This is a genomic window from Bradyrhizobium sp. WCU1 (genome assembly GCF_053474805.1).
Window position 1 is genome coordinate 2,107,511 of sequence record NZ_CM130280.1, and the last position, 26,045, is coordinate 2,133,555.

Annotated in this window: 29 protein-coding genes and 1 riboswitch; of the genes, 17 read left to right on the top strand and 12 right to left on the bottom strand. The window is 64.9% G+C overall.

Annotated features, from left to right (window positions below):
* Positions 1 to 28 precede the first annotated feature (28 nt).
* From pth to ACTUWL_RS09605, 3 genes are all read right to left on the bottom strand, one after another.
* On the bottom strand, positions 29 to 643 hold the full coding sequence (pth, locus tag ACTUWL_RS09595) for an aminoacyl-tRNA hydrolase (protein WP_021077347.1): 615 nt from the start codon (positions 641 to 643) through the stop codon (positions 29 to 31).
* A gap of 55 nt (positions 644 to 698) precedes the next feature.
* The gene (locus tag ACTUWL_RS09600; protein WP_021077346.1) at positions 699 to 1,421 is read right to left on the bottom strand and encodes a 50S ribosomal protein L25/general stress protein Ctc; all 723 of its coding nucleotides are present in this window, start codon (positions 1,419 to 1,421) and stop codon (positions 699 to 701) included.
* Between the two features lie 196 nt (positions 1,422 to 1,617).
* Entirely contained in the window at positions 1,618 to 1,878 is a 261-nt protein-coding gene (locus ACTUWL_RS09605; RefSeq protein WP_021077345.1) for an accessory factor UbiK family protein, read from the bottom strand.
* Positions 1,879 to 2,056: 178 nt separating this feature from the next.
* On the opposite strand from ACTUWL_RS09605, the gene ACTUWL_RS09610 reads away from it, so the two are divergent.
* The 8 genes from ACTUWL_RS09610 to ACTUWL_RS09645 all read left to right on the top strand — a co-directional run bounded on the left by ACTUWL_RS09610 (position 2,057) and on the right by ACTUWL_RS09645 (position 8,915).
* Entirely contained in the window at positions 2,057 to 2,788 is a 732-nt protein-coding gene (locus ACTUWL_RS09610; RefSeq protein WP_021077344.1) for a dienelactone hydrolase family protein, read from the top strand.
* Between the two features lie 67 nt (positions 2,789 to 2,855).
* Positions 2,856 to 3,296 carry a GNAT family N-acetyltransferase gene (locus ACTUWL_RS09615; RefSeq protein WP_291736830.1) on the top strand — a complete coding sequence of 147 codons (441 nt, stop codon included), beginning with the start codon at positions 2,856 to 2,858 and terminating at the stop codon, positions 3,294 to 3,296.
* A 5-nt stretch (positions 3,297 to 3,301) separates the two neighbouring features.
* Positions 3,302 to 4,144: a prolipoprotein diacylglyceryl transferase gene (gene lgt / locus ACTUWL_RS09620; RefSeq protein ID WP_021077342.1), complete on the top strand. Its 843-nt coding sequence runs from the start codon at positions 3,302 to 3,304 to the stop codon at positions 4,142 to 4,144.
* Between the two features lie 84 nt (positions 4,145 to 4,228).
* Positions 4,229 to 5,287 carry a class I SAM-dependent methyltransferase gene (locus ACTUWL_RS09625; protein WP_106939891.1) on the top strand — a complete coding sequence of 353 codons (1,059 nt, stop codon included), beginning with the start codon at positions 4,229 to 4,231 and terminating at the stop codon, positions 5,285 to 5,287.
* Complete coding sequence (gene pgeF, locus ACTUWL_RS09630; protein ID WP_021077340.1) at positions 5,284 to 6,051, top strand: peptidoglycan editing factor PgeF; 768 nt, start codon at positions 5,284 to 5,286, stop codon at positions 6,049 to 6,051. Before ACTUWL_RS09625 ends, pgeF begins: the two co-directional genes overlap by 4 nt.
* Positions 6,052 to 6,126: 75 nt before the next feature.
* Complete coding sequence (locus ACTUWL_RS09635; protein WP_021077339.1) at positions 6,127 to 7,059, top strand: MerR family transcriptional regulator; 933 nt, start codon at positions 6,127 to 6,129, stop codon at positions 7,057 to 7,059.
* A 102-nt stretch (positions 7,060 to 7,161) separates the two neighbouring features.
* Positions 7,162 to 7,782, top strand: a complete 621-nt coding sequence (locus ACTUWL_RS09640; protein WP_021077338.1) for a hypothetical protein — start codon at positions 7,162 to 7,164, stop codon at positions 7,780 to 7,782.
* A gap of 179 nt (positions 7,783 to 7,961) precedes the next feature.
* The gene (locus ACTUWL_RS09645; RefSeq protein ID WP_035650370.1) at positions 7,962 to 8,915 is read left to right on the top strand and encodes a ribose-phosphate pyrophosphokinase; all 954 of its coding nucleotides are present in this window, start codon (positions 7,962 to 7,964) and stop codon (positions 8,913 to 8,915) included.
* A gap of 156 nt (positions 8,916 to 9,071) precedes the next feature.
* On the opposite strand, the gene ACTUWL_RS09650 is transcribed toward ACTUWL_RS09645, so the two are convergent.
* Together ACTUWL_RS09650 and ACTUWL_RS09655 are read right to left on the bottom strand one after the other, a co-directional pair.
* Positions 9,072 to 9,878, bottom strand: coding sequence for an SDR family NAD(P)-dependent oxidoreductase (locus ACTUWL_RS09650; RefSeq protein ID WP_021077336.1), 807 nt, complete (start codon positions 9,876 to 9,878; stop codon positions 9,072 to 9,074).
* 120 nt (positions 9,879 to 9,998) lie between these two features.
* Positions 9,999 to 10,580, bottom strand: a complete 582-nt coding sequence (locus ACTUWL_RS09655) for a 6,7-dimethyl-8-ribityllumazine synthase (protein WP_021077335.1) — start codon at positions 10,578 to 10,580, stop codon at positions 9,999 to 10,001.
* 77 nt (positions 10,581 to 10,657) lie between these two features.
* Positions 10,658 to 10,811, bottom strand: a riboswitch (FMN riboswitch).
* Positions 10,812 to 11,254: 443 nt separating this feature from the next.
* Here ACTUWL_RS09655 and ACTUWL_RS09660 point away from each other — a divergent pair.
* Positions 11,255 to 11,755 carry a type III secretion system chaperone family protein gene (locus ACTUWL_RS09660; RefSeq protein WP_016844492.1) on the top strand — a complete coding sequence of 167 codons (501 nt, stop codon included), beginning with the start codon at positions 11,255 to 11,257 and terminating at the stop codon, positions 11,753 to 11,755.
* A 118-nt stretch (positions 11,756 to 11,873) separates the two neighbouring features.
* Positions 11,874 to 12,749, top strand: a complete 876-nt coding sequence (gene proC / locus ACTUWL_RS09665; RefSeq protein ID WP_168470971.1) for a pyrroline-5-carboxylate reductase — start codon at positions 11,874 to 11,876, stop codon at positions 12,747 to 12,749.
* 8 nt (positions 12,750 to 12,757) lie between these two features.
* Here the strand turns inward: proC and ACTUWL_RS09670 are convergent, their stop codons facing one another.
* The 4 genes from ACTUWL_RS09670 to ACTUWL_RS09685 all read right to left on the bottom strand — a co-directional run bounded on the left by ACTUWL_RS09670 (position 12,758) and on the right by ACTUWL_RS09685 (position 16,296).
* A complete protein-coding gene (locus ACTUWL_RS09670) occupies positions 12,758 to 13,162 on the bottom strand; it encodes a thioesterase family protein (RefSeq protein ID WP_021077333.1) in 405 nt (134 codons plus the stop codon).
* Between the two features lie 53 nt (positions 13,163 to 13,215).
* Positions 13,216 to 13,419: a tautomerase family protein gene (locus ACTUWL_RS09675; protein ID WP_018269806.1), complete on the bottom strand. Its 204-nt coding sequence runs from the start codon at positions 13,417 to 13,419 to the stop codon at positions 13,216 to 13,218.
* A gap of 119 nt (positions 13,420 to 13,538) precedes the next feature.
* Positions 13,539 to 15,053 carry a histidine--tRNA ligase gene (gene hisS, locus ACTUWL_RS09680; RefSeq protein WP_021077332.1) on the bottom strand — a complete coding sequence of 505 codons (1,515 nt, stop codon included), beginning with the start codon at positions 15,051 to 15,053 and terminating at the stop codon, positions 13,539 to 13,541.
* 163 nt (positions 15,054 to 15,216) lie between these two features.
* Positions 15,217 to 16,296 (bottom strand): branched-chain amino acid aminotransferase, encoded by a 1,080-nt coding sequence (locus ACTUWL_RS09685; RefSeq protein ID WP_021077331.1) that lies wholly within the window; start codon positions 16,294 to 16,296, stop codon positions 15,217 to 15,219.
* 331 nt (positions 16,297 to 16,627) lie between these two features.
* Here ACTUWL_RS09685 and ACTUWL_RS09690 point away from each other — a divergent pair, with 331 nt between their 5' ends.
* From ACTUWL_RS09690 to ACTUWL_RS09700, 3 genes are read left to right on the top strand one after another with little or no spacing between them, the layout of a single operon-like run.
* On the top strand, positions 16,628 to 17,176 hold the full coding sequence (locus ACTUWL_RS09690) for a MarR family winged helix-turn-helix transcriptional regulator (RefSeq protein ID WP_035650327.1): 549 nt from the start codon (positions 16,628 to 16,630) through the stop codon (positions 17,174 to 17,176).
* A 20-nt stretch (positions 17,177 to 17,196) separates the two neighbouring features.
* Positions 17,197 to 17,901: a response regulator gene (locus ACTUWL_RS09695; RefSeq protein WP_021077329.1), complete on the top strand. Its 705-nt coding sequence runs from the start codon at positions 17,197 to 17,199 to the stop codon at positions 17,899 to 17,901.
* Positions 17,902 to 17,910: 9 nt separating this feature from the next.
* Complete coding sequence (locus ACTUWL_RS09700; protein WP_021077328.1) at positions 17,911 to 19,296, top strand: ATP-binding protein; 1,386 nt, start codon at positions 17,911 to 17,913, stop codon at positions 19,294 to 19,296.
* A gap of 216 nt (positions 19,297 to 19,512) precedes the next feature.
* Here ACTUWL_RS09700 and ACTUWL_RS09705 read toward each other — a convergent pair whose 3' ends face one another.
* Positions 19,513 to 21,570, bottom strand: a complete 2,058-nt coding sequence (locus ACTUWL_RS09705) for a TonB-dependent siderophore receptor (RefSeq protein ID WP_291737043.1) — start codon at positions 21,568 to 21,570, stop codon at positions 19,513 to 19,515.
* A 142-nt stretch (positions 21,571 to 21,712) separates the two neighbouring features.
* Here ACTUWL_RS09705 and ACTUWL_RS09710 point away from each other — a divergent pair, with 142 nt between their 5' ends.
* The gene (locus ACTUWL_RS09710; RefSeq protein WP_168470968.1) at positions 21,713 to 22,078 is read left to right on the top strand and encodes a hypothetical protein; all 366 of its coding nucleotides are present in this window, start codon (positions 21,713 to 21,715) and stop codon (positions 22,076 to 22,078) included.
* A 419-nt stretch (positions 22,079 to 22,497) separates the two neighbouring features.
* Here the strand turns inward: ACTUWL_RS09710 and ACTUWL_RS09715 are convergent, their stop codons facing one another.
* Together ACTUWL_RS09715 and ACTUWL_RS09720 are read right to left on the bottom strand one after the other, a co-directional pair.
* On the bottom strand, positions 22,498 to 23,028 hold the full coding sequence (locus ACTUWL_RS09715) for a DUF3617 domain-containing protein (protein ID WP_021077326.1): 531 nt from the start codon (positions 23,026 to 23,028) through the stop codon (positions 22,498 to 22,500).
* 42 nt (positions 23,029 to 23,070) lie between these two features.
* Positions 23,071 to 23,370, bottom strand: a complete 300-nt coding sequence (locus ACTUWL_RS09720) for a hypothetical protein (protein WP_021077325.1) — start codon at positions 23,368 to 23,370, stop codon at positions 23,071 to 23,073.
* A gap of 166 nt (positions 23,371 to 23,536) precedes the next feature.
* Between ACTUWL_RS09720 and ACTUWL_RS09725 the strand changes: the two genes are divergently transcribed.
* From ACTUWL_RS09725 to ACTUWL_RS09735, 3 genes are all read left to right on the top strand, one after another.
* Positions 23,537 to 24,016, top strand: coding sequence for a hypothetical protein (locus ACTUWL_RS09725; RefSeq protein ID WP_021077324.1), 480 nt, complete (start codon positions 23,537 to 23,539; stop codon positions 24,014 to 24,016).
* Positions 24,017 to 24,130: 114 nt separating this feature from the next.
* Positions 24,131 to 24,817 carry a ribonuclease T2 family protein gene (locus ACTUWL_RS09730; protein WP_021077323.1) on the top strand — a complete coding sequence of 229 codons (687 nt, stop codon included), beginning with the start codon at positions 24,131 to 24,133 and terminating at the stop codon, positions 24,815 to 24,817.
* A gap of 225 nt (positions 24,818 to 25,042) precedes the next feature.
* Positions 25,043 to 25,903, top strand: a complete 861-nt coding sequence (locus ACTUWL_RS09735) for a 23S rRNA (adenine(2030)-N(6))-methyltransferase RlmJ (RefSeq protein ID WP_035650365.1) — start codon at positions 25,043 to 25,045, stop codon at positions 25,901 to 25,903.
* The last annotated feature ends 142 nt before the right edge of the window (positions 25,904 to 26,045 follow it).

Genomic DNA, 26,045 nt, shown 5'->3' on the forward strand with positions numbered 1-26,045 from the left:
GGCGTTGCGCCGGGCATAGAACAAGGGATCAGGCCGGCTTGTCGCCGCCATTCTCACCCTTGTCGAAAAATCCCTTGGCCTGCATCGTCAGATGCACCTTGTTGGCGAACGACGCGTCCTGCCCCGCTGCCAGCAGGCCAGCATTGTCGGCGACGGCCTGGCACAAGGCCTCCACCCACGCCCGGTCGCTCTTGGCGAAGTCCGACAGCACGTGGCTGTGCACGAGCTCCTTGACGCCGGGATGACCGATCCCGAGCCGCACCCGCCGATACTCGTTGCCGATATGCGCGGAGATCGAGCGCAGCCCGTTATGGCCGGCGATCCCGCCGCCGATCTTGACCCGCACCTTGGCCGGCGGCAGCTCGAGCTCATCCTGGAACACGGTGATGTCGGCGGGCGCGAGCTTGAAGAAGTTCGCCGCTTCCTGCACCGCGCGTCCGGACTCGTTCATAAAAGTGGTCGGCTTCAGCAGCACGACCTTCTCACGATCGACGACGCCCTCGGAGGTCTCGCCCTGAAAGCGACGGCGCCATGGTGCGAAACCATGACGCCGTGCAATCTCGTCAACCGCCAGGAAACCGATATTGTGCCGGTTGCTGGCGTATTTCGCGCCGGGATTACCGAGACCGACAAAAAGGCGCATGGCGCAGCATCCCGCGTCGGCGCGCCATCAGAGGATCGCGCGCCGACCTTATCGGTTACTTCTTCTTGTCGCCACCGCCGGCGGGAGCCTTGGCACCCGCGGCCGGAGCCGCAGCACCCGCAGCCGGAGCAGCAGCCGGAGCCGCAGCACCCGCGGCCGGAGCCGCAGCGCCACCAGCAGCCGCCGCAGCCGCGGCCTTCTGCTCTTCGGCATAGCCGGACGGCGGCACGATGGTGACCAGGGTTGCGTCCTCGCGGGTCAGCGACTTCACGCCCTTGGGCAGCTTGACGTCGGAGAGATGCAGCGAATAGCTGATCTCGAGGCTGCCGACGTCGGCTTCAATGTATTGCGGAATATTGTCGACCGCGCACTCAAGCTCGAGCGTGTGGGTGACGATGTTCACGGTGCCGCCGCGCTTGACGCCAGGCGAGGTTTCGCCGTTCACGATGTGCAGCGGCACGCTGACACGGATGGTGGCGCCTTCGCCGAGCCGCATGAAGTCGACGTGGATCGGGAAGTCCTTGACCGGATCGAGGTGGTAGTCGCGCGGAATCACGCGGTGCTTCTTGCCCTCGAGTTCGATGTCGAACAGCGTGGTGAGGAACCGGCCCGCCAGGATGCGCTGGCGCAGGTCACGATCGTCCACCGAGATGGTGACGGGGGGCTGGTTGTCTCCGTAGATCACTCCGGGAACTCTCCCGGCGCGACGCTCTGCCCGGGCGGCCCCCTTGCCGCTCTTCGGACGCGCGGTCGCCTTCAATTCCTTGACGGTCGCCATAGCGTTAAGTCCTTGTATTTGAAAAGTTAAAGGCCGCAGCGCGGCCCATGCTCAAGTCCACAGCAAGCCTCCAGGGGTGCGGGGGCCGCGGACGTGGCGGGCTTTTAGCCCCAAAGGGCCGAAATGACAAGGAAATGAAGGGATTTTTCTTGGGCGCCGCCCAAGCGACGCCGTTGTAGCCCGGGTGCAGCGACCGTCAACCGGCCGAACCGCCAAGCTTGGCTTCCAGCGCGGCGATTCTCACCTTCAGCGCCTCGTTCTCCTCGCGCGCCAGACGGGCCATGTCCTTGACCGCGTCGAACTCCTCGCGCTTGACCACGTCAAGGTCGCGCAGGATGCGTTCGGCCTGGTTGCGCATGACCGTGTCGACCTCGCGCTTGACACCCTGGGCGGCGCCGGCAGCGTCGTTCATCAGACGGCCGATCTCATCGAAAAACCGGTTGCTGGTCTGGGTCATCTGGCAAAACTCTCCGCATTCGCTGGATTGCGCTCAAGACAATGGCGATGTCAGCCATCGGGTTCAAGTGCGCTGCGAATGGCAGGCCTCCCGCAGCTTGCCTTGTCATGCTCCGGTTTCCTTGCAATCGTATGAACTCACAACAGAAATCGCACATCACAACGCGAGCAGAAACGTCATGATCGAGCATACCGTCGAGATCCCGACCAAGGACGGCAAGACCACCACCTTCATCACCCATCCCGAGCGCGGCGGCCCCTTCCCGGTCGTGATCTTCTACATGGACGCCCCTGCGATCCGCGAAGAGCTGCGCGACATGGCGCGCAGGCTCGCCACGTCGGGCTATTACGTGATGCTGCCGAACTTGTATTACCGCGCCGGCGTGATGGAGCTCGGCCCGATCAATCCCGATCCGGAATCGCCGGAGCGCAAGCGCATGTTCGAGCTGATGCACTCGCTGAACATTCCACTGGTCATGGAAGACACCAGGGGCTTGCTCGCCTACGCCGAGACGCAGAAGGCCGCCAACACCAACATCATCGGCACCGTCGGCTATTGCATGAGCGGTCGCTACGCGGTGAACGCGGCAACGCATTTCGGCGATCGCGTCAAGGCCGCCGCCTCGATCTACGGCACGCACTTGGCGACCGACCAGCCCGACAGCCCGCACCTCGCCGCCAACAAGACCAAGGCCGAACTCTATTTCGCCTGCGCCGAGACCGATATCTACGCGCCACAGGAGATCATCGAGCAGGTGAAGGCGGGCATGAAGGGATCCAACAACGAAGTCGAGATCTATCCCGGCACGCATCACGGCTTTGCGTTCCCCAAGCGCCCGGTCTATGACCGCGACGCCGCCGAACGCCATTGGGAGCGGCTGCTCGCGCTCTACCGGCGCAACCTGGTCTGAGGCCGCAAGCACCGGGATGGCCGACGGCGCGCGAATTCGAGATTATCGAAGCTCTGATGCTGACGAGGTGAACCGGCTCGCGGTTGCTGCCTTCGACCAATTCCGCGACGCTTTCGACGACTGGCCGGCGATGCGCGCCGGCCTCTCGCGAACCTCCGAGTTGAGTTCCGGCGGCGAGATCATCGTCGCCGATCTCGGCACCCGGCTTGCCGGCGCGGTCGGCTATTTCGGGCCCGGCGTCAAAAAGGCCGCATTCTTCGATCAGTCATGGCCGATCATTCGCATGCTGGTCGTCGACCCCGTCGACAGGAGCAAGGGACTCGGGCATGCGTTGACGTCGGAATGCTTCGCCAGAGCGCGGCGCGACCGCTGCCGGACCATTGCGCTTCACACGAGCCCCATCATGACGGTCGCCTTGCCGATGTATCTCAAGATGGGCTTCAGCAAGGTCCATGACGCCCCGCCCATTCATGGCGTGCCCTACGCCGTCTACACGAAAGTGCTCTGATCCCGATGCCGTTCCTGCTGGTCGACTTTCCGGTGTTCGACCCCGTCGCGCTCGCGCTCGGGCCGATCGTGATCCGCTGGTATGCGCTGGCCTATATCGTCGGCATCGTGCTGGGCTGGGTCTACGCCCGCTCGCTGATCAAGAAGGAACGGCTGTGGGGCGGCGAGGTGCCGATCACGCTGCCGCAGCTCGACGATTTCATCCTCTGGGTCACCATCGGCATCATCGTCGGCGGCCGCACCGGCTATGTACTGTTCTACAATCTGCCGTTCTTCATCGCGCACCCGTCCGAGATCCTCGAATTGTGGAAGGGCGGCATGTCGTTCCACGGCGGCTTCCTCGGCTGCGTCGCCGCGGTGATGCTGTTCGCCCGCCGCAACAACATTTCGATCCTGTCGCTCGGCGACATCACCACCGCGGTCGCGCCGATCGGCCTGTTCCTCGGCCGCATCGCCAATTTCATCAACAGCGAATTGTGGGGCCGGCACGCAGAGGCGAGCCTGCCCTGGGCCATGATCTTCCCCAATGGCGGGCCGCTGCCGCGCCATCCGAGCCAGCTCTATGAGGCCGGGCTCGAGGGCATCGTGCTGTTCACGGCGCTGGCGATCATGATCCGGATGGGCGCGCTGAAGCGGCCCGGCCTGATCCTCGGCAGCTTCATTGCGATCTACGGCATTGCCCGGATCATCGGCGAGCACTTCAGGGAGCCCGACCCGCAACTCGGATTCCTGTGGGGCGGGTTAACCATGGGAATGCTGCTGTCGGTGCCAATGATTATTGTCGGCGCTATCATCATCACGGCCGCCCTCCGCCGCAAGGCGAACGGGCCGGCGCCGAGTTCAACGTAAGACAAGTGCAATCCAAGGAAGGCCGTGAGCGAACCCTCCCCGCTGCTGGATGAGATCAGGAAGCTGATCAAGCTGTCCGGGCCGATGCCGGTCTGGCGCTACATGGAATTGTGCCTGATGCATCCGCGCTACGGCTACTATCTGTCGCGCGATCCGCTCGGCCGCGAGGGCGATTTCACCACGGCCCCCGAGGTCAGCCAGATGTTCGGCGAACTGCTCGGGCTGTGGAGCGCCTCGATCTGGCGCGCGATCGGCTCGCCGGAGACGCTGCGCCTGATCGAGCTCGGGCCCGGCCGCGGCACCATGATGTCGGACGCGCTGCGGGCGCTGCGCGTGCTGCCGCCGCTCTACCAGTCGCTCAGCATCCACCTCGTCGAGGTCAATCCGGTGCTGCGCGAGAAGCAGCACGCGACGCTGACCGGCGTGCGCAACATCACCTGGCACGACAGCATCGACGATGTGCCCGAGGGGCCGGCGGTGATCCTCGCCAACGAATATTTCGACGTGCTGCCGATCCATCAGATGGTCCGCCGCGAGACCGGCTGGCACGAGCGCACGGTCGGGATGGACGCCAATGGCAACCTGTATTTCGCGCCCGCGCCCGAGCCGACGCCGCACTTCGAGGTGCTGCTGCCGCCGCTGGTGCGCGCCGCCCCGTTAGGTGCGGTGTTCGAATGGCGGCCCGACAGCGAGATCATGAAGCTCGCTACGCGGGTGCGCGACCAGGACGGAGCCGCGCTGATCATCGATTACGGCCATCTGCGCAGCGACGCCGGCGACACCTTTCAGGCGATCGCGCGCCACAGCTTCGCCGACCCGCTGAAGAACCCGGGGCAGGCCGACGTGACCGCGCATGTCGACTTCCAGGCGCTGGCGCGGGCCGCCGAGGATGTCGGCGCGCGCGTCCACGGGCCGGCGACGCAGGGCGACTTCCTCAAGCGCCTCGGCGTCGAGGCCCGCGCCGCCGGGCTGATGGCGAAGGCCTCGCCCGAGGTCTCCGCCGACATCGCCGGCGCACTGAAGCGGCTGACCGATTCCGGACGCGGCGGGATGGGCTCGATGTTCAAGGTCATGGCCATCTCCGACCCGCACCTCACCTCGATCGCCGGCCTCAGCGATCAGCCTGACGAGACCGAACAATGACACTGGGATCTCCGCTGCTGTCGGCCATTCCTGGCCTGCGCCACGCCTTCTTCTCGCGCGAGGGCGGCGTCTCCGAGGGCATCTATGCCGGCCTCAATGGCGGGCTCGGCTCGCGCGACGATCCGGCCAAGGTCGCGGAGAACCGGCGGCGGATGGCCGAGCAGCTCGGCGTGCCGTTCGATCATCTGATCAGCGTGCATCAGGTGCACTCGCCCGACGTTGTCGTCGTGGATCGCCCGTGGAACGGCGCGCCGCGCCCCAAGGCGGACGCGCTCGTCACCCGTACCGAGGGGCTCGCGATATCGGTCACAACAGCCGACTGCGGCCCGATCCTGTTCGTCGACCCCAATGCGCGGGTAATCGGCGCGGCGCATGCCGGCTGGAAGGGCGCGCTGACCGGCGTGCTGGAGACGACCATCGATGCGATGGAGAAGCTCGGCGCCGAGCGCGGCAGCATCGTCGCCGCGATCGGCCCGCTGATCCGCAAGCAATCCTACGAGGTCGGCGGCGAATTCGTCACGCGCTTCATCGAGGCCGATGCCGAGAACGGCATGTTCTTCATGCCCAGCGAGCGCGACGGCCACGCGATGTTCGATCTCGCCGGCTTCATCCGGATGCGGCTGGAGAACGCCGGCGTGCTGATGATCGACGACCTCGGCATCGACACCTATTCCGACGAGCGCTGCTTCAGCTACCGCCGCTCCGTGCACCGCAAGGAAGCCGATTACGGCCGGCACGTTCACGCCATCGTGCTGGAAGGCTGACGCCGAACTCTCCTCACCAGTTTTGTGCGACAAGCGGCTTGACTCTCCGCCTGCTGGAGACCGGACAAGCGGCGCATGACACAACGCACCTACAGCATCGGCGAGGCGGCGCGGCTCAGCGGAATGTCTGTCCGCAAGCTCCGCTTCTATTCGGACCAGGGCTTGCTGCCGCCGGCCGGCCGCACCGCGAGCGGCTATCGCGTCTTCACCGACGACGAACTGGTTCGCCTCGACCTGATCCGCTGCCTGCGCGATGCGGGGCTCGGTCTCGACGCCATCCGTGAGGTCCTGACCAAGGAGCTCTCGCTGGTCGAGGCGCTGAAGCTCCGCCTCGAGACGCTGGAAGCGGAGATTGCGGCCCAGCGCCGCGTCGCCTCGGCCCTGCGGGCTGCGTTGCGTTCACCGCAACTCACCGAAGCAGATTTGAGGAGATTCCTGACCATGACGCAGCTGTCCCGCGCCGAGCGCCGCAACGTCGTCGAACGCTTCTTCGAGAAAGTATCCGACGGCATCAACATCGACCGGAAATGGATCCGGCAGATGATCGAGACCAGCGTGCCCGAACTGCCCGATGATCCGACACCCGAGCAATGCGATGCCTGGATCGAGCTGTCGCAGATGCTCAACGATCCCACGCTCGTCGCCAACATGCGCGCCAACGCCGAGGACGTCTGGAATCACCACGTGCTGGATCTCGCCGCCTGGCAGCAGGCCAACGAGGCCGTGCTGGCCAGAGCGAAAGAGATCATCGCTGGCGGGCTCGGACCGAATTCGGAGGCCGGTCAGGCACTGGCGCGCGACTGGCTGGAGACGTCGGCGCGGCTACTGAAGCGAGAGCCCGATCTGGAATTCCGAAACTGGATTCGCGGCAAGTATGCGCTGCACGACGCCCGCGCGGCGCGCTACTGGGACCTGGTCGCCATCATGCGCGGACAGTCGCCCGACGCGAGCCCGAACCGCGAATGGGCCTGGATCACGGCAGCCATGCGGCACCATCTCTCTGACTGAGCAAGGAAATCCGAAACCTCGTGGCGCAGCCTGCGGATCGGTTAAGGGCTGTGGCCGTCCTGCCCTAGACGTTAAGCCGTTTTAACGATATCGCAGGACGCAATGAGGGACGCGTCAAACCACCAGTTTCAAACTGGGACAGTCGTGCGCATCGCGGTCGCAGCCACGTGGCTTGCGGTCGCGTCCGTGCTTGGCGGCTGCGCCGCCGGCGGCAACGTGGCCGACTCCTACGCGATGGCCACGCCGGCGAGCGGCGGCACCACTGTCGCCTTCGAATCGATCGACGGCCCACCGCCCCAGGTGTTCGACCGCATGGTCGGGGTGCTCGACAGCGAATCCAAGTTGCGCAGCCTCTCGATCGTGTCGCGCGAGGGCACCGCGGCCTATCGCGTGCGCAGCTATCTGTCGGCGCAGGTGGTGCGTGGCCGCACCATGATCGCGTGGGTCTGGGACGTCTACGACAGCAACCAGCAACGCGCGCTCCGACTGTCCGGCGAGGAGCCCGCCGGCAAGGCCGGCCGCGACGCTTGGGCCGCCGCCGACGACCTGGTGCTGCGCAGGATCGCCCAGGCCGGCCTCAGCGGCCTCTCCGGCATGATCAATGGCGGCCCGGCGGACAGCCCAGCCCCTGCCGCGGCGCCGGAGCTCCGTGGGCCGGCGATGGTCAGCGCCCCGGCCCCCGCCGCGTCCGAGACCGTTGCCCTCAGCTATTCCGCCAACTAACCCCCGGTATCTCCCGGCGAAATGCGTTTTTTGCCCAGGAAAACCGCGGCCAAGGCGACCTAATGGGTTGCCAGCGGAGCCGCCTGCCTGATATTCCCTCGCGCACCGAAAACCCGCCGGTTCTGTAAGGACTTGAGATGCTGAACGTCGTATCCAGCAAGGCGCGGGGGGAAGCATCGATGTCGGCAAAAAACGGATCCATCAAGCTCGTCGCCGGCAACTCCAATCCTGCGCTGGCGCAGGATATCGCCAAGGGACTTGGCATCGAATTGACCAAGGCCGTGGTCCGGCGTTTCGCCGACATGGAGATCTTCGTCGAGATCCAGGAGAACATCCGCGGCTCGGACATGTTCATCCTGCAGTCGACGTCGTTTCCGGCCAACGACAATTTGATGGAGCTCCTGATCATCACCGACGCGCTGCGCCGTGCTTCCGCGCGCCGCATCACCGCGGTGGTGCCCTATTTCGGCTATGCCCGCCAGGACCGGAAATCCGGTTCGCGCACGCCGATCTCGGCCAAGCTCGTGGCCAACCTGATCTCCCGCGCCGGCGTCGACCGCGTCATGACGCTCGACCTGCATGCCGGCCAGATCCAGGGCTTCTTCGACATCCCGACCGACAATCTGTTCGCCGCACCGCTGATGGTGCGCGACATCAGGGAAAAGTTCGACCTCGCCAAGGTGATGGTGGTGTCGCCCGACGTCGGCGGCGTGGCGCGTGCGCGCGGACTTGCCAAGCGCATCAACACCCCGCTTGCGATCGTCGACAAGCGCCGCGAGCGCCCCGGTGAGTCCGAGGTGATGAACGTGATCGGCGACGTCGCCGGCTACAACTGCATCCTGGTCGACGACATCGTCGACTCCGGCGGCACGCTGGTGAACGCGGCCGAGGCCCTGATCGGGCACGGCGCCAAGGAAGTCTCGGCCTACATCACCCACGGCGTGTTGTCCGGCGGCGCCGCCGCGCGCATCGCCTCGTCGCGGCTCAAGGAGCTGGTCATCACCGACTCGATCCTGCCGACCGAGGCCGTCAACAAGGCGCCGAACATCCGCACCATTTCGATCGCCGGCCTGATCGCCGAAGCGATCGGCCGCACCGCGGCGGAAGAGTCGGTGTCGAGCCTGTTCGATTAATGCCTTGCTGACGTCCCGGCGAAAGCCGGGACCCATCACCACAGGGTTCTGTTGTGGAGCTCTGCTGTGGCCCCATCCTTTCCAACCAACAAACATTCGTGGTTATGGGTCCCGGCTCAAGGCCGGGACGACACTGAATTTGCAGATGCGGCGTTCCTAGAACCCCGGCCGCGGCACATGGCTCATCAGCGTTCGCGCGAAGCCGCCGTCGACGATGATCTCCTCGCCATTGACGTATGACGACCGGTCGCTGGCCAGGAACAGGGTCGCGTCCGCCATGTCCTGCGGCGCGCCGATCCGGCGTAGCGGCACCACGGCGGTGCGCCGCTCGGTAACCCCGGGCGTATCGTAGAATGCCTGGCTCATCGGCGTGACGACGAGGCCGGGGCTGACCACATTGCTGCGGATGCCGTGCGGACCCCATTCGGCGGCGAGCTGCTGCGAGAGCATCACGACGGCCGCCTTGCTGACGCTGTAGGCGCCGCTCTGCCCCTGCGCATTGCTGGCGGCAATCGAGGCGACGTGGATCAGGCTGCCGCGCCCGGTCTTGCGCATCTGGCGGCCGAACGCCTGCGCGCAGATGAAGTAGCCGGTGAGGTTGACCGCCAGCACTGCGTTCCATTCGGCAAGCGGCAGCGTATCAAGCCCGCCGGGCCGCAGCACCGCCGCGGTGTTGACGAGGATGTCGCAAGCTCCGAGCGTGCGCGCGACGGCCTCGGCGGCAGCCGCGACGCCCTCCTCGCTGGTTGTGTCGCAGTTCGCGACGAGATGGCCGTCGCCGAACGCGCGGAGCTGTGTCTTGGTCTCCGCCAGCCCACGCTCGTCGCGATCGAGCGCGGCGACTTTGACGCCGGCACGCGCGAAACTGACAGCGGTGGCGCGGCCGATGCCGCCGCCTCCGCCGGTGACGACGGCAATGCGGCCCGACAGGCCGAGCCAGTCGGTGGAATGTTGTTCGGTCATGGGCGCCTCCCGCGCGTTCTGATTATGCCGGCAGCATAACCGAACACGCAGGCTGCGAGAGCGATCCCGGCACGCATGCCGGAATCGCTTTTGCGTCCGGCCTTGGACGTCGCCGGCGCCTTATCCGGGTATCCCCGCCGCGACCTGGCCGCGCAGGCGCTCCAGGCTGTGCAGCGTGTTGGCGCAGGCTTCCGCGACCTCGATCCCCTTGATCACGAAGTGCTTGCGGAAGAAGTCGTAATGCACCTCGGTCTCGTGGAATTGCTGCGGCGTCAGCACCGCCGAGAACACCGGCACCTCGGTGCGCAACTGCACATCCATCAGTGCCTTAATCACGGTGTCGGCGACGAACTCGTGGCGGTAAATGCCGCCATCGACGACCAGCCCGGCCGCGACGATCGCGGTGTAGCGGCGGGTCTTCGCCAAGAGCTGCGCATGCAGCGGGATCTCGAACGAGCCCGGCACCTCGAACACGTCGACATTGGTGATGTGACGCGCCTCGATCTCCTTCAGGAACGAGATGCGGCACTCCTCCACCACATCGCGATGCCAGGACGATTGCACGAAGGCAACGCGCTGCGGCTTGGCAAAGTGCGGATGCTCCAGCGCCGGCGGATGTGCCGGCGTGTCGGAAACGCCTTCTGCGTGGGGGGGTTGGACTTCGGCGTTTTGGACTTCAGTGTCTTGCAACATCTGATTCATGGCTTTCCTCTTTCAGGACCAGAATCAGGGCATACGGACAACGACATTGACCCACGCGAAAACGCGAGGGCCGCCGCAACCGTTCTCTTTCATCCGGACTGTAACCGTCGGCTTCGGAATTGCACCGAATCTGCTGACCCTTCTTCCGGCTTCGCGGAAGAAGGCGCTCGCGGGCTTGGGCTCATCACCCTTACCGCCGGTGGGGATTTTCACCCCGCCCTGAGAACATCGGCACGCCCAGGATGGACGCGCCTGAGACGAACTATGACCAAACCGCGACAGCCGGGCAAGACCTTTGGCATGGGGAAACGGCATGTCCCCATGAGCGCGTTGCGGCTCTTGCAGAGTGACGTGAGCGCCGGAAAGGCTGATTCACGCGCGCGGCGAAGCGCCGGCAAATGGTTAACAAATCGTTTACCGACCAAGAAGATTCCGATTTGTTCGCAAAATCACAAGTGTGGCGGAGATCAGCTGTGGACGATGCGCGCTTTGGCTGTGGACGGACTCGGCGTGCGGTTGCGCGGATTCCGCAAATCACATCACTTCATCGGCGTCAGGTCCAGGGGCATCCGGAAGCCCGGTCAAGGAGCTGCACTCGGCCACGACGCAGTATGTCGCAAGTGCCGGCTTCCGTGTGCGTATCAAGCGATCATAAGAACAAGGTCCGAGACGGCATGTCCCTCCTCGAAAGCATTATCGATTCCCGGAACAACCCGCTTGCGGTGGTCGAGGATATCGCCACCGACAACAACTGGGCGTTCGAGCGTTCCGGCGAAGACGAGGTGACGATCGTCTCCAAGGGAGACTGGATCGACTATCAGCTCTCGTTCACCTGGATGGGCGAGATCGAGGCGCTGCATCTCGCCTGCGCCTTCGACATGAAGATGCCGCAGGCGCGCCGCGCCGAGGTGCAGCGGCTGGTCGCCGCGATCAACGAACAATTGTGGGTCGGCCATTTCGATCTGTGGACCCACACCGGCATGGTGATGCATCGCCAGGCGCTGGTGCTGCCCGGCGGCCTCACCGCCTCCACCGCGCAATGCGAGGCGATGGTGGTCAATGCGATCCACGCCTGCGAGCGCTACTATCCGGCGTTCCAGTTCGTGGTGTGGGCCGGCAAGTCGACCGCCGAGGCGATGGCGGCGGCGATGTTCGATACCGAGGGCGAGGCGTAAGGGTATCCGCATATTCAGTGTCGTCCCGGCCTTGAGCCGGGACCCATACTCCGCGGCCGCGGGGCTCACGCAAACTGCTTGTGGCCCTTTCCTCGCCTCACTAGAACCACATGTGGTTATGGGTCCCGGCCTTCGCCGGGACGACATAGAGTTTGTGGAGCGACCCGTGAACACAAGCAGCGCATTGACGAATACTTCCGGCACCATCGCGCTTGCCGGCGCGGGCAAGATGGGCGGCGCCATGCTGACCGGCTGGCTCGCGCAGGGCCTATCGCCCAGGCAGGTCGCGGTGATCGATCCCCATCTGTCGCCTGACATCTCCGCACTCGCGGCCAAGGGCGTCCGGCTCAATCCGCAAGCGACGGAGCTCGGCACGGTCGACACGCTGGTCGTCGCGGTGAAGCCGCAATCGTTCCGCGAGGCCGGCGCCGCGCTGAAGGCGCTCGTCGGCCCCTCGACGCTCGTGGTCTCGATCATGGCCGGTACGACCATCGCAGCGCTGGAAGAAGTCGTCGGCGGCGCGGTGGTGCGCGCAATGCCGAACACGCCGGCGGCGATCGGCCGCGGCATCACGGTCGCGGTGCCGGCAAAGCGCGTCACCGCCGCGCAGCGCGCCATGACCGATGCACTGCTGCAGGCGACCGGTCTCCTCGAATGGGTCGACGACGAAAGCCTGATGGACGCGGTGACCGCGGTCTCCGGCTCCGGCCCTGCCTATGTCTTCCTGCTCGCCGAGGAGCTGGCCCGCGCCGGCGTCGCAGCCGGCCTGCCCGAAACGCTTGCGACCACGCTGGCGCGCGCGACCGTGGCGGGCTCCGGCGAGCTGCTGCATCGCTCCGACTTGCCGTCAGCGACGTTGCGGCAAAACGTCACCTCACCCGGCGGCACCACGGCCGCCGCGCTGGACGTGTTGATGGCGAATGACGGCCTCCAGCCGTTGATGACCCGCGCCATCGCCGCCGCGACACGACGCTCGAAGGAATTGGCGAAGTAGCTCCTCGCTTACTGCGCCGACGTCCCGGCAAGACGCTTATTAAAACGCTCGACATTGATCAGGCCGCGGGCGTGGCGGCCTTCGCCGAGCTTGCGCGTGCCTTCAAACGCCTCGACTTCGAAGCGGATCACGCGGCGCTCGACCACGACCACCTTCGAGGTGGTCCGCACCGTGGCCCCGACGAGCGCGGCTGCAAGATGACGAATGTCGACCTCGGTCCCGACCGTCACCCAGCCGGGCTGCAACGCGCCACGGATGGCATCGCCCGACGCCATCTCCATGTCGAGGATCATCATCGGCGTCGCATAGACCATCGGCATGCCCGGGACGAAATGCCCGACCGTGCGCTCCGGCGGCACCACCAGCATGCGCTCGGCGCTCATGCCGATCTTGATGAAGTCGCGTGCGTCCATTGGCGCCTCAAAAATACTGTCGTCCCGGCGAAGGCCGGGACGACGACGTTGAATTACTTCTTCGCCGCAGCGGCGCGCTCGACGAAGGACTTGCCGCCCTTCATCTTGTGATGCAGCGGCGCCTCGTTGATCTGGATCACGACCGCGTCGGCATCGACACCGAGATTCTTCACCAGTGCCTGGGTGATGTCGCGCATCATGCCGAGCTTCTGCTCGTCGGTGCGGCCGGCGGCCATGCTCACGGTGATCTCAGGCATTGTTGCTCTCCCTCTTGTTGTCGCCATGGTCAGGCTGTTCCCGGCCATTCACGTCGGCGTGCATCAAACAAGAGGCGGATGCCCGGCACAAGGGCGGGCATCACATCGCCAGCGAATGGCTATCCCCACGCCACGTCATGCCGCGCCAGGACCTCGCGGACTTTCGCGACCAGATCGGTCTCGGCGCAGGAGAATTGCGCCGGACGCGTTTCGCGCCATTCCTGGTTGGACGCGATCGCAGCCGCCGCCTTGGCGCCCTCGATCAGATCCTTGATCTGCACCTCGCCGCGCGCCTTCTCGTCCGAGCCCTGGATGATCACGCAGGGCGAGTTGCGGCGATCGGCATATTTGAGCTGGTTGCCCATGTTCTTCGGATTGCCGAGATAGAGCTCGGCGCGGATGCCGGCCTGGCGCAGCTCTGCGACCATCTTCTGGTAGTCGGCGACGCGGTCGCGGTCGAACACGGTGACGACGACGGGACCGAATTCGGCCCGCGCGTCGAGCTGACCCAGCATCGTCAGCGCGGCCTGCAGGCGCGACACCCCGATCGAGAAGCCGGTCGCCGGCACCGGCTCCCCGCGGAAGCGCGAGACGAGGCCGTCGTAGCGGCCACCGCCGCCGACCGAGCCGAACCGCACCGGTCGGCCCTTCTCGTCCTTGGTGTCGAGCAGCAGTTCAACCTCGTAGACGGGACCCGTGTAGTATTCGAGCCCACGAACGACGGTGGGATCGATGCGGATGCGATCTGAGCCATAGCCGGACGCCGCGACCAGTTTCGCGATTTCCTCGAGCTCGCTCACGCCGGCCTGGCCAACCTCGCTCTTCGCGAGGTAGGCCTCTGCCGCCGCAATCGCCTCTCGCCAATCCGCACGCTGTTGCGTGACGGCCAGAACGATATCGGCATCCGCTGGGCCCAACTCAGCGCCCTTGGTGAAGTCGCCCTTGCCCTCTTCACCGCCATCCCATCGCCCGGGACCGAGCAGCTTGCGAACCTCGTCGGCGGGAAACTTGTCGAGCTTGTCGATCGCGCGCAGCACCGTGAGCCTGCGGCCTGCATTGTCGTCGCCGCCGAGACCGATCGCCTCGAGCACGCCGTCAAGCACCTTGCGGTTGTTCACCTTCACGACATAGGAGCCGCGCGGAATGCCGAGCGCCTCCATCGTATCCGCCGCCATCATGCAGATCTCGGCGTCGGCCGCCGGCGTCGCCGAGCCGACCGTATCGGCATCGAACTGCATGAACTGGCGGAAGCGGCCGGGACCGGGCTTCTCGTTGCGGAAGACGTAGCCGAGCCGATACGACCGGTACGGCTTCGGCAGCGCGTCGAAATTCTCGGCGACATAGCGCGCCAGCGGCGCAGTCAAATCGTAGCGCAGCGAGATCCACTGCTCGTCATCGTCCTGGAACGAGAACACGCCCTCGTTGGGCCGGTCCTGGTCGGGCAGGAACTTGCCGAGCGCGTCGGTGTATTCCATCGCCGGCGTCTCCACCGGCTCGAAGCCGTAGAGCTCGTAGACGGCGCGGATCTTTTCGACCATCGCCCGCGTGGCATTGATCGCAGCCGGGCCGCGATCTTCCAGTCCACGCGGCAGGCGCGCCTTCAGTTTTTGGGGTTTTTTGGGTTTCTCGGCCATGAGCGGCCGTTTACCAGCCGGCGCGCAAGGCGGCAACCGGTGCCGCTACGCTGTCACTCCGGGATATTCCGCAGGACCATACCTCAGCCGCGCGATTGCGCACCGGGAATCGCGAGATTCCGGGTTCGATGCTGCGCATCGTCCCGGAATGACGTCGCGTCCGTCACTGGACGTTCCTGATCCAGTTATGCGGATCGTTGGTGCGGCCGTACTGGATGTCGACCAGCTTCTTGCGCAGGCCCATGGCGACCGGACCGGCGACGCCGCCGCTGATCTGGAAGTCGCCGCTCGCCGAGCAGACCTTGCCGATCGGCGAGATCACGGCCGCGGTGCCGCAGGCGAACGCCTCCTTCAGCTTGCCGCTGGCGGCATCCGCGCGCCATTGCTGGATCGTGTAGGGCTCCTCGCGCACGCGCGTGCCGGAATCCTTGGCGAGCGCGATGATCGAGTCGCGGGTGATGCCGGGCAGGATGGTGCCGAGCGGCGGCGTCAGCAGCGAGCCGTCGTCGAAGGCGAAGAAGATGTTCATGCCGCCGAGTTCTTCGATGTAGCGGCGCTCGACCGCGTCGAGGAACACGACCTGGTCGCAGCCGCGCTCGATCGCTTCCGCCTGCGCGCGCAGGCTGGCAGCATAATTGCCGCCGCACTTCACGGCGCCGGTGCCGCCGATCGCGGCGCGCGTGTAATTCTCCGACACCCAGATCGATACCGGCGCAGGACCGCCCTTGAAGTAGGAGCCGACCGGCGATGCGATCACCGAGAAGATGTATTCCGCCGACGGCTTCACGCCGAGGAAGACCTCGCTCGCGATCATGAACGGCCGCAGATAGAGACTGCCCTCGCCGCCCGGGATCCAGGCACGATCAATCCGCACCAGCTGCTCGACCGCCTCGATGAACAGATCCTCGGGCAGCGGCGCCATCGCCATGCGGTCGGCCGAATCGCGGAAGCGGCGGGCATTGGCGTCGGGGCGAAACAGGTTCACGCCGCCATCGTCGCGCTTGTAGGCCTTGAGCCCTTCGAAGATCTCCTGGGCGTAGTGCAGCACGGCGCCGGCCGGATCGAGCGGGAAATTCGCGCGTGCCTCGATGCGGGCACTGTGCCAGCCCTTGCCCTGGCTGTAGCGGACGATCGCCATGTGGTCGGTGAAGACGCGACCGAAGCCCGGGTCCACGAGCTTCGCCGCGCGATCCTTGTCGGAGGTCGCATTCGGCGACGGCTGGATGTCGAATTTCAAAGTCATTTTTCTTGCTTTCCGCTGTCGGAACCGGCGCCATATCGGGCGCCGGCCTGTTTCCCCCGGAGCCATCAGGCTCGGCTGGCCCGGACTTCACCACCACCGGCCGCACGGGCCGGTTTCCATCGCCAACATGCCGTTTAGACATGCTTTTGCGGAATGCTGAAGTCCAGTATGTTTGCCGAAATGCCGCTCGACAATCGCACGGTAGTCCAGTTTGCGGCCCAAACCGCCTCACAGGCTCTTTCAGGCCGACTCAAACGCTGTTGGGGACGAAACGACCTAATGTTTCGTCGTGACAGGCAGTTTTGTAACATTGAACCCAAGATACGTCAATATGACTGACATAAATTTCTCAGGCATGGCTGCCAAGCCCGATTCGCAGGGAGATGATCATGCTCCTGCGGCGGGTGGACGCGACCTGCGCTGGGACATCATCGAGCTCTTGTTCTTCGCCTACCGCGACTTTGTCGGCGACGCGGACCAGGAGCTGGAGGCGTTCGGCTTCGGCCGCGCCCACCACCGCGTCATCCACTTCGTCACCCGCTATCCCGGCCTGAAGGTCGCCGACCTGCTCGACGTGCTGCGTATCACCAAGCAATCGCTCGGACGCGTGCTCAAGCAGCTCTTGGACGAGGGCTACATCGTGCAGAAGACCGGCAACAACGACCGCCGGCAGCGCCTGCTCTACGCGACGCCGAAGGGCGAGGCACTGGTCGCCAAGCTCGCAGGGCTGCAGACCGACCGCATCAATCGCGCGGTCGCCGGCATCGATCCGGCCGGCGTCGAGACGGTCCGCCAGTTCCTCCGCGCGATGATCGACCGCGACGATCCGGACAAGGTGCTCGAAGCCATCTTCGGCGGCGGCAGAAAAGCAAGGGAGTGAACCTGGTGCAGGCTGCAACCATGATGCGCGCGCCGATCGAACCGGCCGACGACGCACCGCATCTCCTGCTGGTCGACGACGACCGCCGCATTCGCGACCTGTTGTCGCGCTTTCTCTCCGGCGAGGGCTATCGCGTCACGACGGCGATGAGCGCCACCGACGCCCGCGCCAAGCTGCTCGGGCTGCATTTCGACCTGCTGATCCTCGACGTGATGATGCCCGGCGAGAACGGCTTCGACCTCGCCCGCTTCATCCGCACGTCCTCCACGGTGCCGATCATCATGCTGACCGCTCGCCATGAGGCGGAGGCCCGCATCGAGGGCCTTCAGATCGGCGCCGACGATTACGTCGCCAAGCCGTTCGAGCCGCGCGAGCTCGTGCTTCGCATCGGCAATATCCTCAAGCGCACCGCGCCGCCGCAGGTCATAACCGTCGAGCAGATCGCGTTCGGCCCCTATATCTTCCACATCGAGCGCAGCGAGCTGCGCCAGGGCGAGGAGATCATCCATCTCACCGACCGCGAGCGCGAGATGCTGCGCATCCTCGCCAGCGCCCCCGGCGAGACCGTGCCGCGCGCCGAGCTGACCTCTGGCGGCACCGTCAACGAACGCGCGGTCGACGTGCAGATCAACCGCCTGCGCCGCAAGATCGAGCATGATCCCGCCAATCCGTTGTTCCTGCAGGCGGTCCGCGGCATCGGCTATCGCCTGGTCGCCTCGCCATAAGATCCAGCCATGAGCACGCTCGATTCCGGCCTGACCCTGATCAAGAACGCCTCGCAGCGCGTCTCGAAAGCGAACGGCTGGATGGGCAATGCGTTCAAGAGCTGGATGCCGACCGGCCTCTACGCCCGCGCGCTGCTGATCATGATCGTGCCGATGGTGATCCTGCAGACCGTGGTCGCGTTCGTGTTCATGGAGCGGCACTGGAACACGGTGACGCGGCGGCTGTCGGCCGCGGTGGTGTCCGACATCGCCGCGCTGATCGACGTCTACAAGAATTATCCGCAGGACAAGGACCGCGCCCAGCTTCGCCACATCGCCCAGAAGCTGCAGCTGGTGGTCGACTTCCTGCCCGCCGGCGACATGCCGCCGCCGGGACCGAAGCCGTTCTTCTCGCTGCTCGACCAGACGCTCTCGGTGCAGCTCGGCCGCCAGATCAGCCGTCCGTTCTGGATCGACACCGTCGGCAAGTCCAATCTGGTCGAGATCCGCGTGCAGCTCGACGATTCCGTGATGCGGATCTTCGCCCAGCGCAGCGCGGCCTATGCCTCGAATTCGGAGATCTTCATCTTCTGGATGCTCGGCACCTCGACGATCCTCCTGATCGTCGCCGTACTGTTCCTGCGCAACCAGATCAAGCCGATCCTGCGGCTCGCCGACGCTGCCGAGAGCTTCGGCAAGGGCCGCGAGGCGCCGAACTTCCGGCCGCGCGGCGCGCGCGAGGTGCGGCGCGCGGCGCAGGCCTTCATCGAGATGAAGGCGCGCGTCGAGCGCTCGATCGAGCAGCGCACCGCGATGCTGGCCGGCGTGTCGCACGATCTGCGCACCATCCTGACCCGCTTCAAGCTCGAGCTGGCCCTGATCGGCGAAGGCCCCGAGATCGACGCGATGCGCAAGGACGTCGACGAGATGTCGATGATGCTGGAAGACTACCTCGCCTTCGCGCGCGGCGATTCCGGCGAGGTCGCGCAACCGACCGACATGGCGATGGCGCTGGAGGAGCTGCGCAGCGACGCCGAGCGCCACGGCCACACCGCAACCGTCGCATTCCACGGCCTGCCGGTCGTCACGGTGAAGCCGGCTTCGTTCAAGCGCTGCCTCGCCAACCTCGTCTCCAACGCGGCGCGCCACGCCAACACGATCTCGATCACCGGCCAGCGCGACCACCGCTACCTCAACATCACGATCGACGATGACGGCCCCGGCATCCCCGCCGACATGCGCGAGGAAGTGTTCAAGCCGTTCCTGCGGCTCGACGATGCCCGCAACCAGGATGAAGGCGGCAGCGGCCTCGGGCTTGCGATCGCCCGCGACATCGCGCGCTCGCATGGCGGCGACATCCTGCTCAGCGAGAGCCCGATGGGCGGGCTGCGCGCCGCGGTGCGGGTGCCGGTCTAAAGCATGATGAGATTAGGTTGAGCTGGAACGGCGTTGAAGGTTCACCTCTCCCTTGGGAGAGGTCGATTTGCGCAGCAAATCGGGTGAGGGTTTACGGTCTATCGCGAAAGCAAGAGCCCTCACCCGGATTGCTTCGCAATCCGACCTCTCCCCGACGGGGAGAGGTGAACCAAGACCGGGCTAGGCCGCTTCGACCAAAACTCATACCGCTTTAGCTTACCAGCGGTACGACAAGGTGCCGATCACCTGACGCCGCTCGCCGGCATAGCAGTAGCCGGACTGGCAGGTCTGGTAGTGCTTGTCGAACAGATTGGTCGCATTCAGCCGCATGGTGGCGCCGAGGAAGCGCCGATCCAGCCTGCCCAGATCGTAATCGATCACGGCATCGAACAACGTCGTCGCCGCATTCTGGAACGTGTTCTGGTCGTTGCCGAAGTTGGTCCCGATGTAACGGACACCGAGGCCGAGCCCGAGCCCTTCGACGGGGACGCCGGACTGGAAGGTGTATTTGCCGAAGGCGGCGAAGGAATTTCGCGGAATGCCGGACAGCTCATTGCCCGTGGTATCGGGATTGCCCTGCATGATCACGACGTTGAGATGGGTGTAGGCCGCGGTGAGATCGAATCCCTGCTTCAGCGCGAGCTTCGCCTCGAGCTCGACGCCCTTGGACTCGACCTGCCCGGTGGCCGCCTGGAACGCCATGCTGTTGGGATCGGTGCGCAGCACATTGTCCTGGGTGATGTCGAACACCGCGGCAGTCAGCAACACCGGAACTTGCGGCATCTGGTACTTGATGCCGATTTCCTTCTGCTCGCCGGTGGTCGGCTTGAATGGTGTCCCGGATACGTCGACGCCGACCTGCGGGGCGAATGACGTCGCGTAGCTGACATAGGGCGCGATGCCGCTGTCGAAAACGTAAGCGAGGCCCGCGCGGCCGGTGAAAGCGGCGACCTTCTGCGTCGACGGCACGCCGTCGAGACCGGCCGTCGTGGTCTGCGACACCCAGCTCTGGCGGCCGTTGAGCGTCAGAACGAAGCCGCCAAGCTTGGCCTGCTCCTGCGCGTAGACGCCGACCTCGTCGGTCGACTGCTTGTTGAAGGTTGAGAAGGCCGGCGTCGCGATGGCCTGAGCGCCGTAGTTCATCGTCAAAAGATTGAGATCCGGAGCCGGCCCGGAGCCGATCTTGTCGTTGTAGGTGGAGTGCCCGTAGTCGACGCCGAACAGCGCCGTGTTCCTGATCGCGCCGAGCGTGAACTTGGCCTCGGCCTGGTTGTCGAGCGTCACCGTGTTGAAGCTATCCAGGATCCGCCAGGCGGAGCGCGACGCGAGATTGGTGCTGCTATCGATCGAATCGACCTGCGTGTATCGCGCATCGGTGTCGACCTGATAGAAGCGGAAATTCTGTCGCACCGTCCAGACGTCGTCGACACTGTGCTCGAACGCATAGCCGATGCGGTACTGCTTCTGATCCATCGCGCTGAAGGCCGGATCGTTCGAGTAGACGTTGGTCAATTGTCCCTCGGGCGTACGGAAGTTGCCGATGCTAGCGGCGGTCCGGCTGCTTTGATATTCGCTGAGGATCGTGAACGACGTGTCGGCGTCCGGCCGCCAGGTCACCGCCGGCGCGATATAGGTGCGATCGTCGTCGTTGCCGGGATACCAGGTCTTGGCGTCACGAAGCAGACCGGTCAGCCGGTAGTACAGCTGATCGCTGCCAGGCACCGGACCACCGAGATCGAAACTGCCCTGATAGCGATCATAGTTGCCGGCCTGCAGCTGCACCTCGCCGAACGGCGTTAACGTCGGCCGCTTGGTGGTGACATCGACGATGCCTCCCGGAGAGCCAAGGCCATAGAGGCCCGAGGCCGGGCCGCGCAGGATCGACACGCTGTCGAGACCGTAAGGCTCGATCTTGGGAATGGCGAAGTTGCCGCCGCCCTGGCGCAGGCCGTCGCGATAGATCCCGGTATAGGTGGCATCGAAGCCCCGGATGTAGAAACTGTCGAACCGCGGATCGTAGCCGAACGCCGTGGTTGTCACGCCGGGCGTGTAATTGACGGCGTCCTTGAGCGTCTGAACGTTGCGATCCCTGAGCTCCTTTTGCGTGACGACCGAGAGCGACTGAGGCGTCTCGATCAGCGCCGTGCTGGTCTTGGTGCCGGCCGTGCTGCCGGTTGCGACGTAACCGGTCGTCGTACCGATCGCGCCGGCGGCAGCTTGCGAGCGCGAAGCCTGGCTCGGCGCAGGCGCCGCGGCAATGCCGCGTCGATTCACAGCGGCCGCGCGCGAAGCCCTGGTGTTCTGCGTCGAAGCGGCGGCACTGCGCTTTCTTGCAGCGCCGGGTTGCTCCACCGTCACCGGCGGAAGCACGCTGACATCGTTTTGCGGAGGACTGGTTTGCGCCTGAGCGCTGGCGATGTCTGCGCACACCGGCACAAGCATCACCGAACCGAGAAACGCTGCGTTGATCGCAGCTGTTGATGCGAGCAAGCTGCGCCTGCTCCACGACGAAGTCATTCCCACCGAACACATCCCCCAGACTGATCTTGATCGAGCCGCGTGTTCGTCATTGCGCGACATCGAATGGGGCGGACTTCTATCGACGGGATCGGCGAAATTCCACACGTGCAAAATAGAATCGCTTGAAGCACGCACGATGCGCAAGATTGGAGCGATTCAAGATGTGCAATGCTGGAACGATTCAAAGCGAGACGCAGCAGCACGCATGCATCGCGACGCATTCGATACGCGTCCACATTCTCTCAGATCATCCCGAGTGTGAGGTACGCAACGATCGTTCGACGATGTCGCGCTCCGTCGACGTCATCGCACCAATGGATGATGCGAACGAGCGGTGGGATCCGTCATCCCCGCGCAAAGGCTTCGCCTTTGTCGCTGGAGGTGCGAGCCTTGCGGCGCAATTGCGCCGCTGGGCGAGCCTCGAAGGATGCGCGGCCACCAGTCGGGCCGTCGACCTTTCGCGACGCGCGGAGCCTGTCATCGGGCCGCGCTTCGCGCGGACCCGGTGGCGCTCCTCAGGGTGATGGGGAAGGATCAGATGGACTGCGCGCCGTTTCAGCGCAGAATTGCTTTGCAGTCTTGTGGCGAGCCCTCGGCAATGATGGTGGCGCAAAGCAATACGGCCTCTCCGCATGTGAGAGGCCGTGCTCGAACGCGCGGGCAGCGATCGAAGGCGCAGTCCTACTTCTGCTTGGGCAGCAGGCCCTTCAGCTTTTCCATGTCCTTGATGTTCATCTTCATGCCACCGGGCATGATGATGTCACCGGGCTTCTGGTCGCTCTTGCAGGCGCCGAGCCATTTCGCCTCGATGATCATGGTGGCGTCGTGGGCGCCGGAGGTGCCGCCTTCGGAATGCGAGGTGCTCTTGACCGTATAGGCCGAATTGAAGTCGCCGGTGATCTCGGAATGCGAGGTCACGTTGACGCCGGCGACGCCGCAAACGCTGTCGCTGACATAACCGGTCGCCGTCTTCTGGACGTCCTGCTTGGAGCAGACCTGCTTTGCCAACGGAGAGGCCGCGGTGCTCATGTCCTTGTCGGTGGTCTCGTCGGTGCAATGCTGCATGGTCACCTCCGGGATTTGCCCACCGGTGCGGACCATCTTCATTTCCCACAGACCGGCCTTGCGGATCGGCAGGTCAACGGCGCTTGCGGCGCCGGTGGACAGGACGAGGCAAACGGCAGAGCCAAGCAAGGCAAGCTGTCGGGTCATGCGGCGAGCTCCCGGCTGAACGATCGAGGGATTTTGAGGCGCTCAGTAGAGTGTGCGCACCGGCCGCTGCGCCGAGCCATAGGGCACCCAGCGGCAGGCGAACGAGATGTAGCCGCCCGGATAGCGCTGCAGCGCGAGGAATTTGACGACCTTGCCGTAGGAGGCGCAGTGATCGACGGCGAGCTGCCGGGCGTCGGTCTGGGTTGCCAGTGAATAGGCGATGATCCCGCCGGTATCATTGCCCTTGAACGGCGGCACCGGCTGCAACCAGTCGGCTTGCGCCGGACCAACGGCCAGCATCCCGCTAACGGCAACCAGGCACGCGGCCAATTTCCTTCGCATCGCAGACTCCATTTCGCTTGACGCCAACATAGAGTGCGACGGCGACGGTGAAAAGAACACGCCGGCGGCTAAAGGTGGACTTCTCCGCAGGTGTTGCCGCGCTGCACTTGACCTTGCCGGGGCTTCGCGGCACCGTCCGCCGCATCGGACAATCGGGTGGATTCCCATGCGCAACCTGTTCAACTCCCGCAACAAACTCGGACCTAGGCTTGGTCTCGGTGCCGCAATCCTGGTCGGCATGCTGGCTTTCGGGGGTACTACGGCCCAGGCGGCCAATCCGTTCGAGTTGAATTTCTGGCTGTCGGGCCCGCGCTATGACGGCAACGTGGCGCCATGCGAGAAGGCCCTGGGGGCCATCAGCGATCAATTCCATGAGAAGGAGGCCACCTTCTGGAATTCGCCGCTCGTCATCACCGGCTTCAGCCGGATCCACGAAACCGCGTTCCGCCCCTGGCAGTCCGACAACATCCCGCGCCGCTACTGCTCGGGTGATGCGCTGTTGAGCGACGGCAAGGTGCGCAAGGTACACTATTCGATCATCGAGGACGGCGGCTTTGCCGGCATCGACCAGGGCGTCGAATGGTGCGTCGCCGGGCTCGACCGCAACTGGGCGTACAACCCGTCCTGCAAGGCCGCCCGGCCCTGATTTTCCCACGGATTGCTGAAGCAGAAGCCGCCGCCGACATAGCCGGCGGCTTTTGTTCTTGAAATGTTCCGCGAGCCTGCTAGGCTCCGAACGGTCGCGTGAGGGGAGCGTTTGATGCCTCGGCTGGACACAATTTCCCGATTTCTGATTTCCGCTGTCTTGGTTCTCTGTGGCGCGGTTGGGGCCTCGGCCCAGGATCGTCGCCAGAATGCGCCCGGCGAATTCGATTTCTACGTGCTGTCGCTGTCGTGGTCGCCGTCGTTCTGCGAGGCGGCGAGCGAGCGCGGCAACAACAGCCGCGGGACGCAGGCGCAGTGCGGCGGCCGGCCGTACTCCTTCGTGGTGCACGGGCTGTGGCCACAATATGAGCGCGGCTTCCCGGAATACTGCCAACGCCCCTCGCCGCGGCTCGCCCGCAACATCATGACCTCGATGCTCGACCTGATGCCGGCACCCGGGCTGATCTACAACGAGTGGGACAAGCACGGCACCTGCTCGGGCCTCGGCGAGCGCGGCTATTTCGAAGCCATCCGCAAGGCCCGCGCTACGGTGAAGATCCCCGAGGAATTCCTGCAATTGTCGGAGCCGAAGACGATCGCGCCCGACGAGTTGGAGACCGCCTTCATCAAGGCCAATCCGGGGCTCAGCAACTCCGCGATCTCGGTCACCTGCGCCAGTAACCGGCTCAGCGAGGTGCGGATTTGCCTCAGCAAGGACTTGCAATTCCGCGCCTGCGAGGAAATCGATCGCCGCGCCTGCCGTCGCGATCAGGTGCTGATGCCGCCGGTTCGCGGCGGCTGACCCCTTCCCGGTCATGGCCGGGTAGACATGCGTCGCGCCGGACTGACCCGGCGATCCGCGCCATCGCGAAACCAGCAAGATCAGGCGTCGATGCGCGGGAGCCAGCTACGCCAAGGCTGCGCCGGGCTCGGATGTTAATCCCGCCAAAGCTTCAGCGAAGGCCGGGACAGGCCGGGCATGACGAAGTACAACATGCGCTCCCTTCCGGAGCGCAGCGATAACAGCATGAACTACCGTCACGCCTTTCATGCCGGCAGCTTTGCCGACGTCATCAAGCACATCGTGCTGGTGCGCATGCTCACCTATCTGCAGGAGAAGCAGGCGCCGTTCCGCGTCATCGACACCCACGCCGGCGCCGGCCTCTATGATTTGACGTCGAGCGAAGCGCAGCGCGGCGGCGAATGGCTCACCGGGATCGCGCGACTGATGCAGGCGCGGCTTTCCGACAAGGCACAGCCCTTGATCGGGCCCTATCTCGACATCGTCAGGGCGTTCAATCCGCGCGGCGAATTGAAAGCCTATCCGGGATCGCCGCTGATCGCGCGAGCGCTGCTGCGTCCGCAAGATCGTCTGACGGCCTGCGAGCTCGAGCTCGGCGCGCGCAAGCAATTGATCGATGCATTGCGACGCGACGCACAGGCACGTGTCGTCGATCTCGACGGCTGGATGGCGCTGCCCGCATTCGTGCCGCCGAACGAGCGGCGAGGCCTCGTGCTGATCGATCCGCCGTTCGAAGCAAAGGACGAGTTCGAGCGACTGGCCCGTGCCTTCACGGAGGCGTTCGCGAAATGGCCGACCGGCGCATATCTTTTGTGGTACCCCGTAAAAACCCGGAGAGCCACCGACGAGCTCGCACGCAGCGTGGCTGCTGCAGCAATGAGCAGCCGGCCCGCAGGCAAATGCTTGCGTCTGGAATTCAGTGTGGCGCCGCAAGAAGCGGACGCAGGGCTCGTTTCTACCGGACTTTTGATAGTGAATCCGCCGTGGACACTCGCCAACGAGCTGAAGATCATCCTGCCCGAACTCGAGAAGCCACTCGGTCAGGGCGGCGCCGCGCGCTTCAGATTAGAGACGCCTAAAGCTTGATCGAAAAGCACCCACTGAAAAGTTCAAATTTGAGCATAGGCAATTTGCGCGGAACCGTATTATGCTCATCCTGTTACGACTGGCTTTACGTTCCGCTTCCGCGAATGGTTGCGGCGGAGTGACAAGGCCGAAATAAAATCCA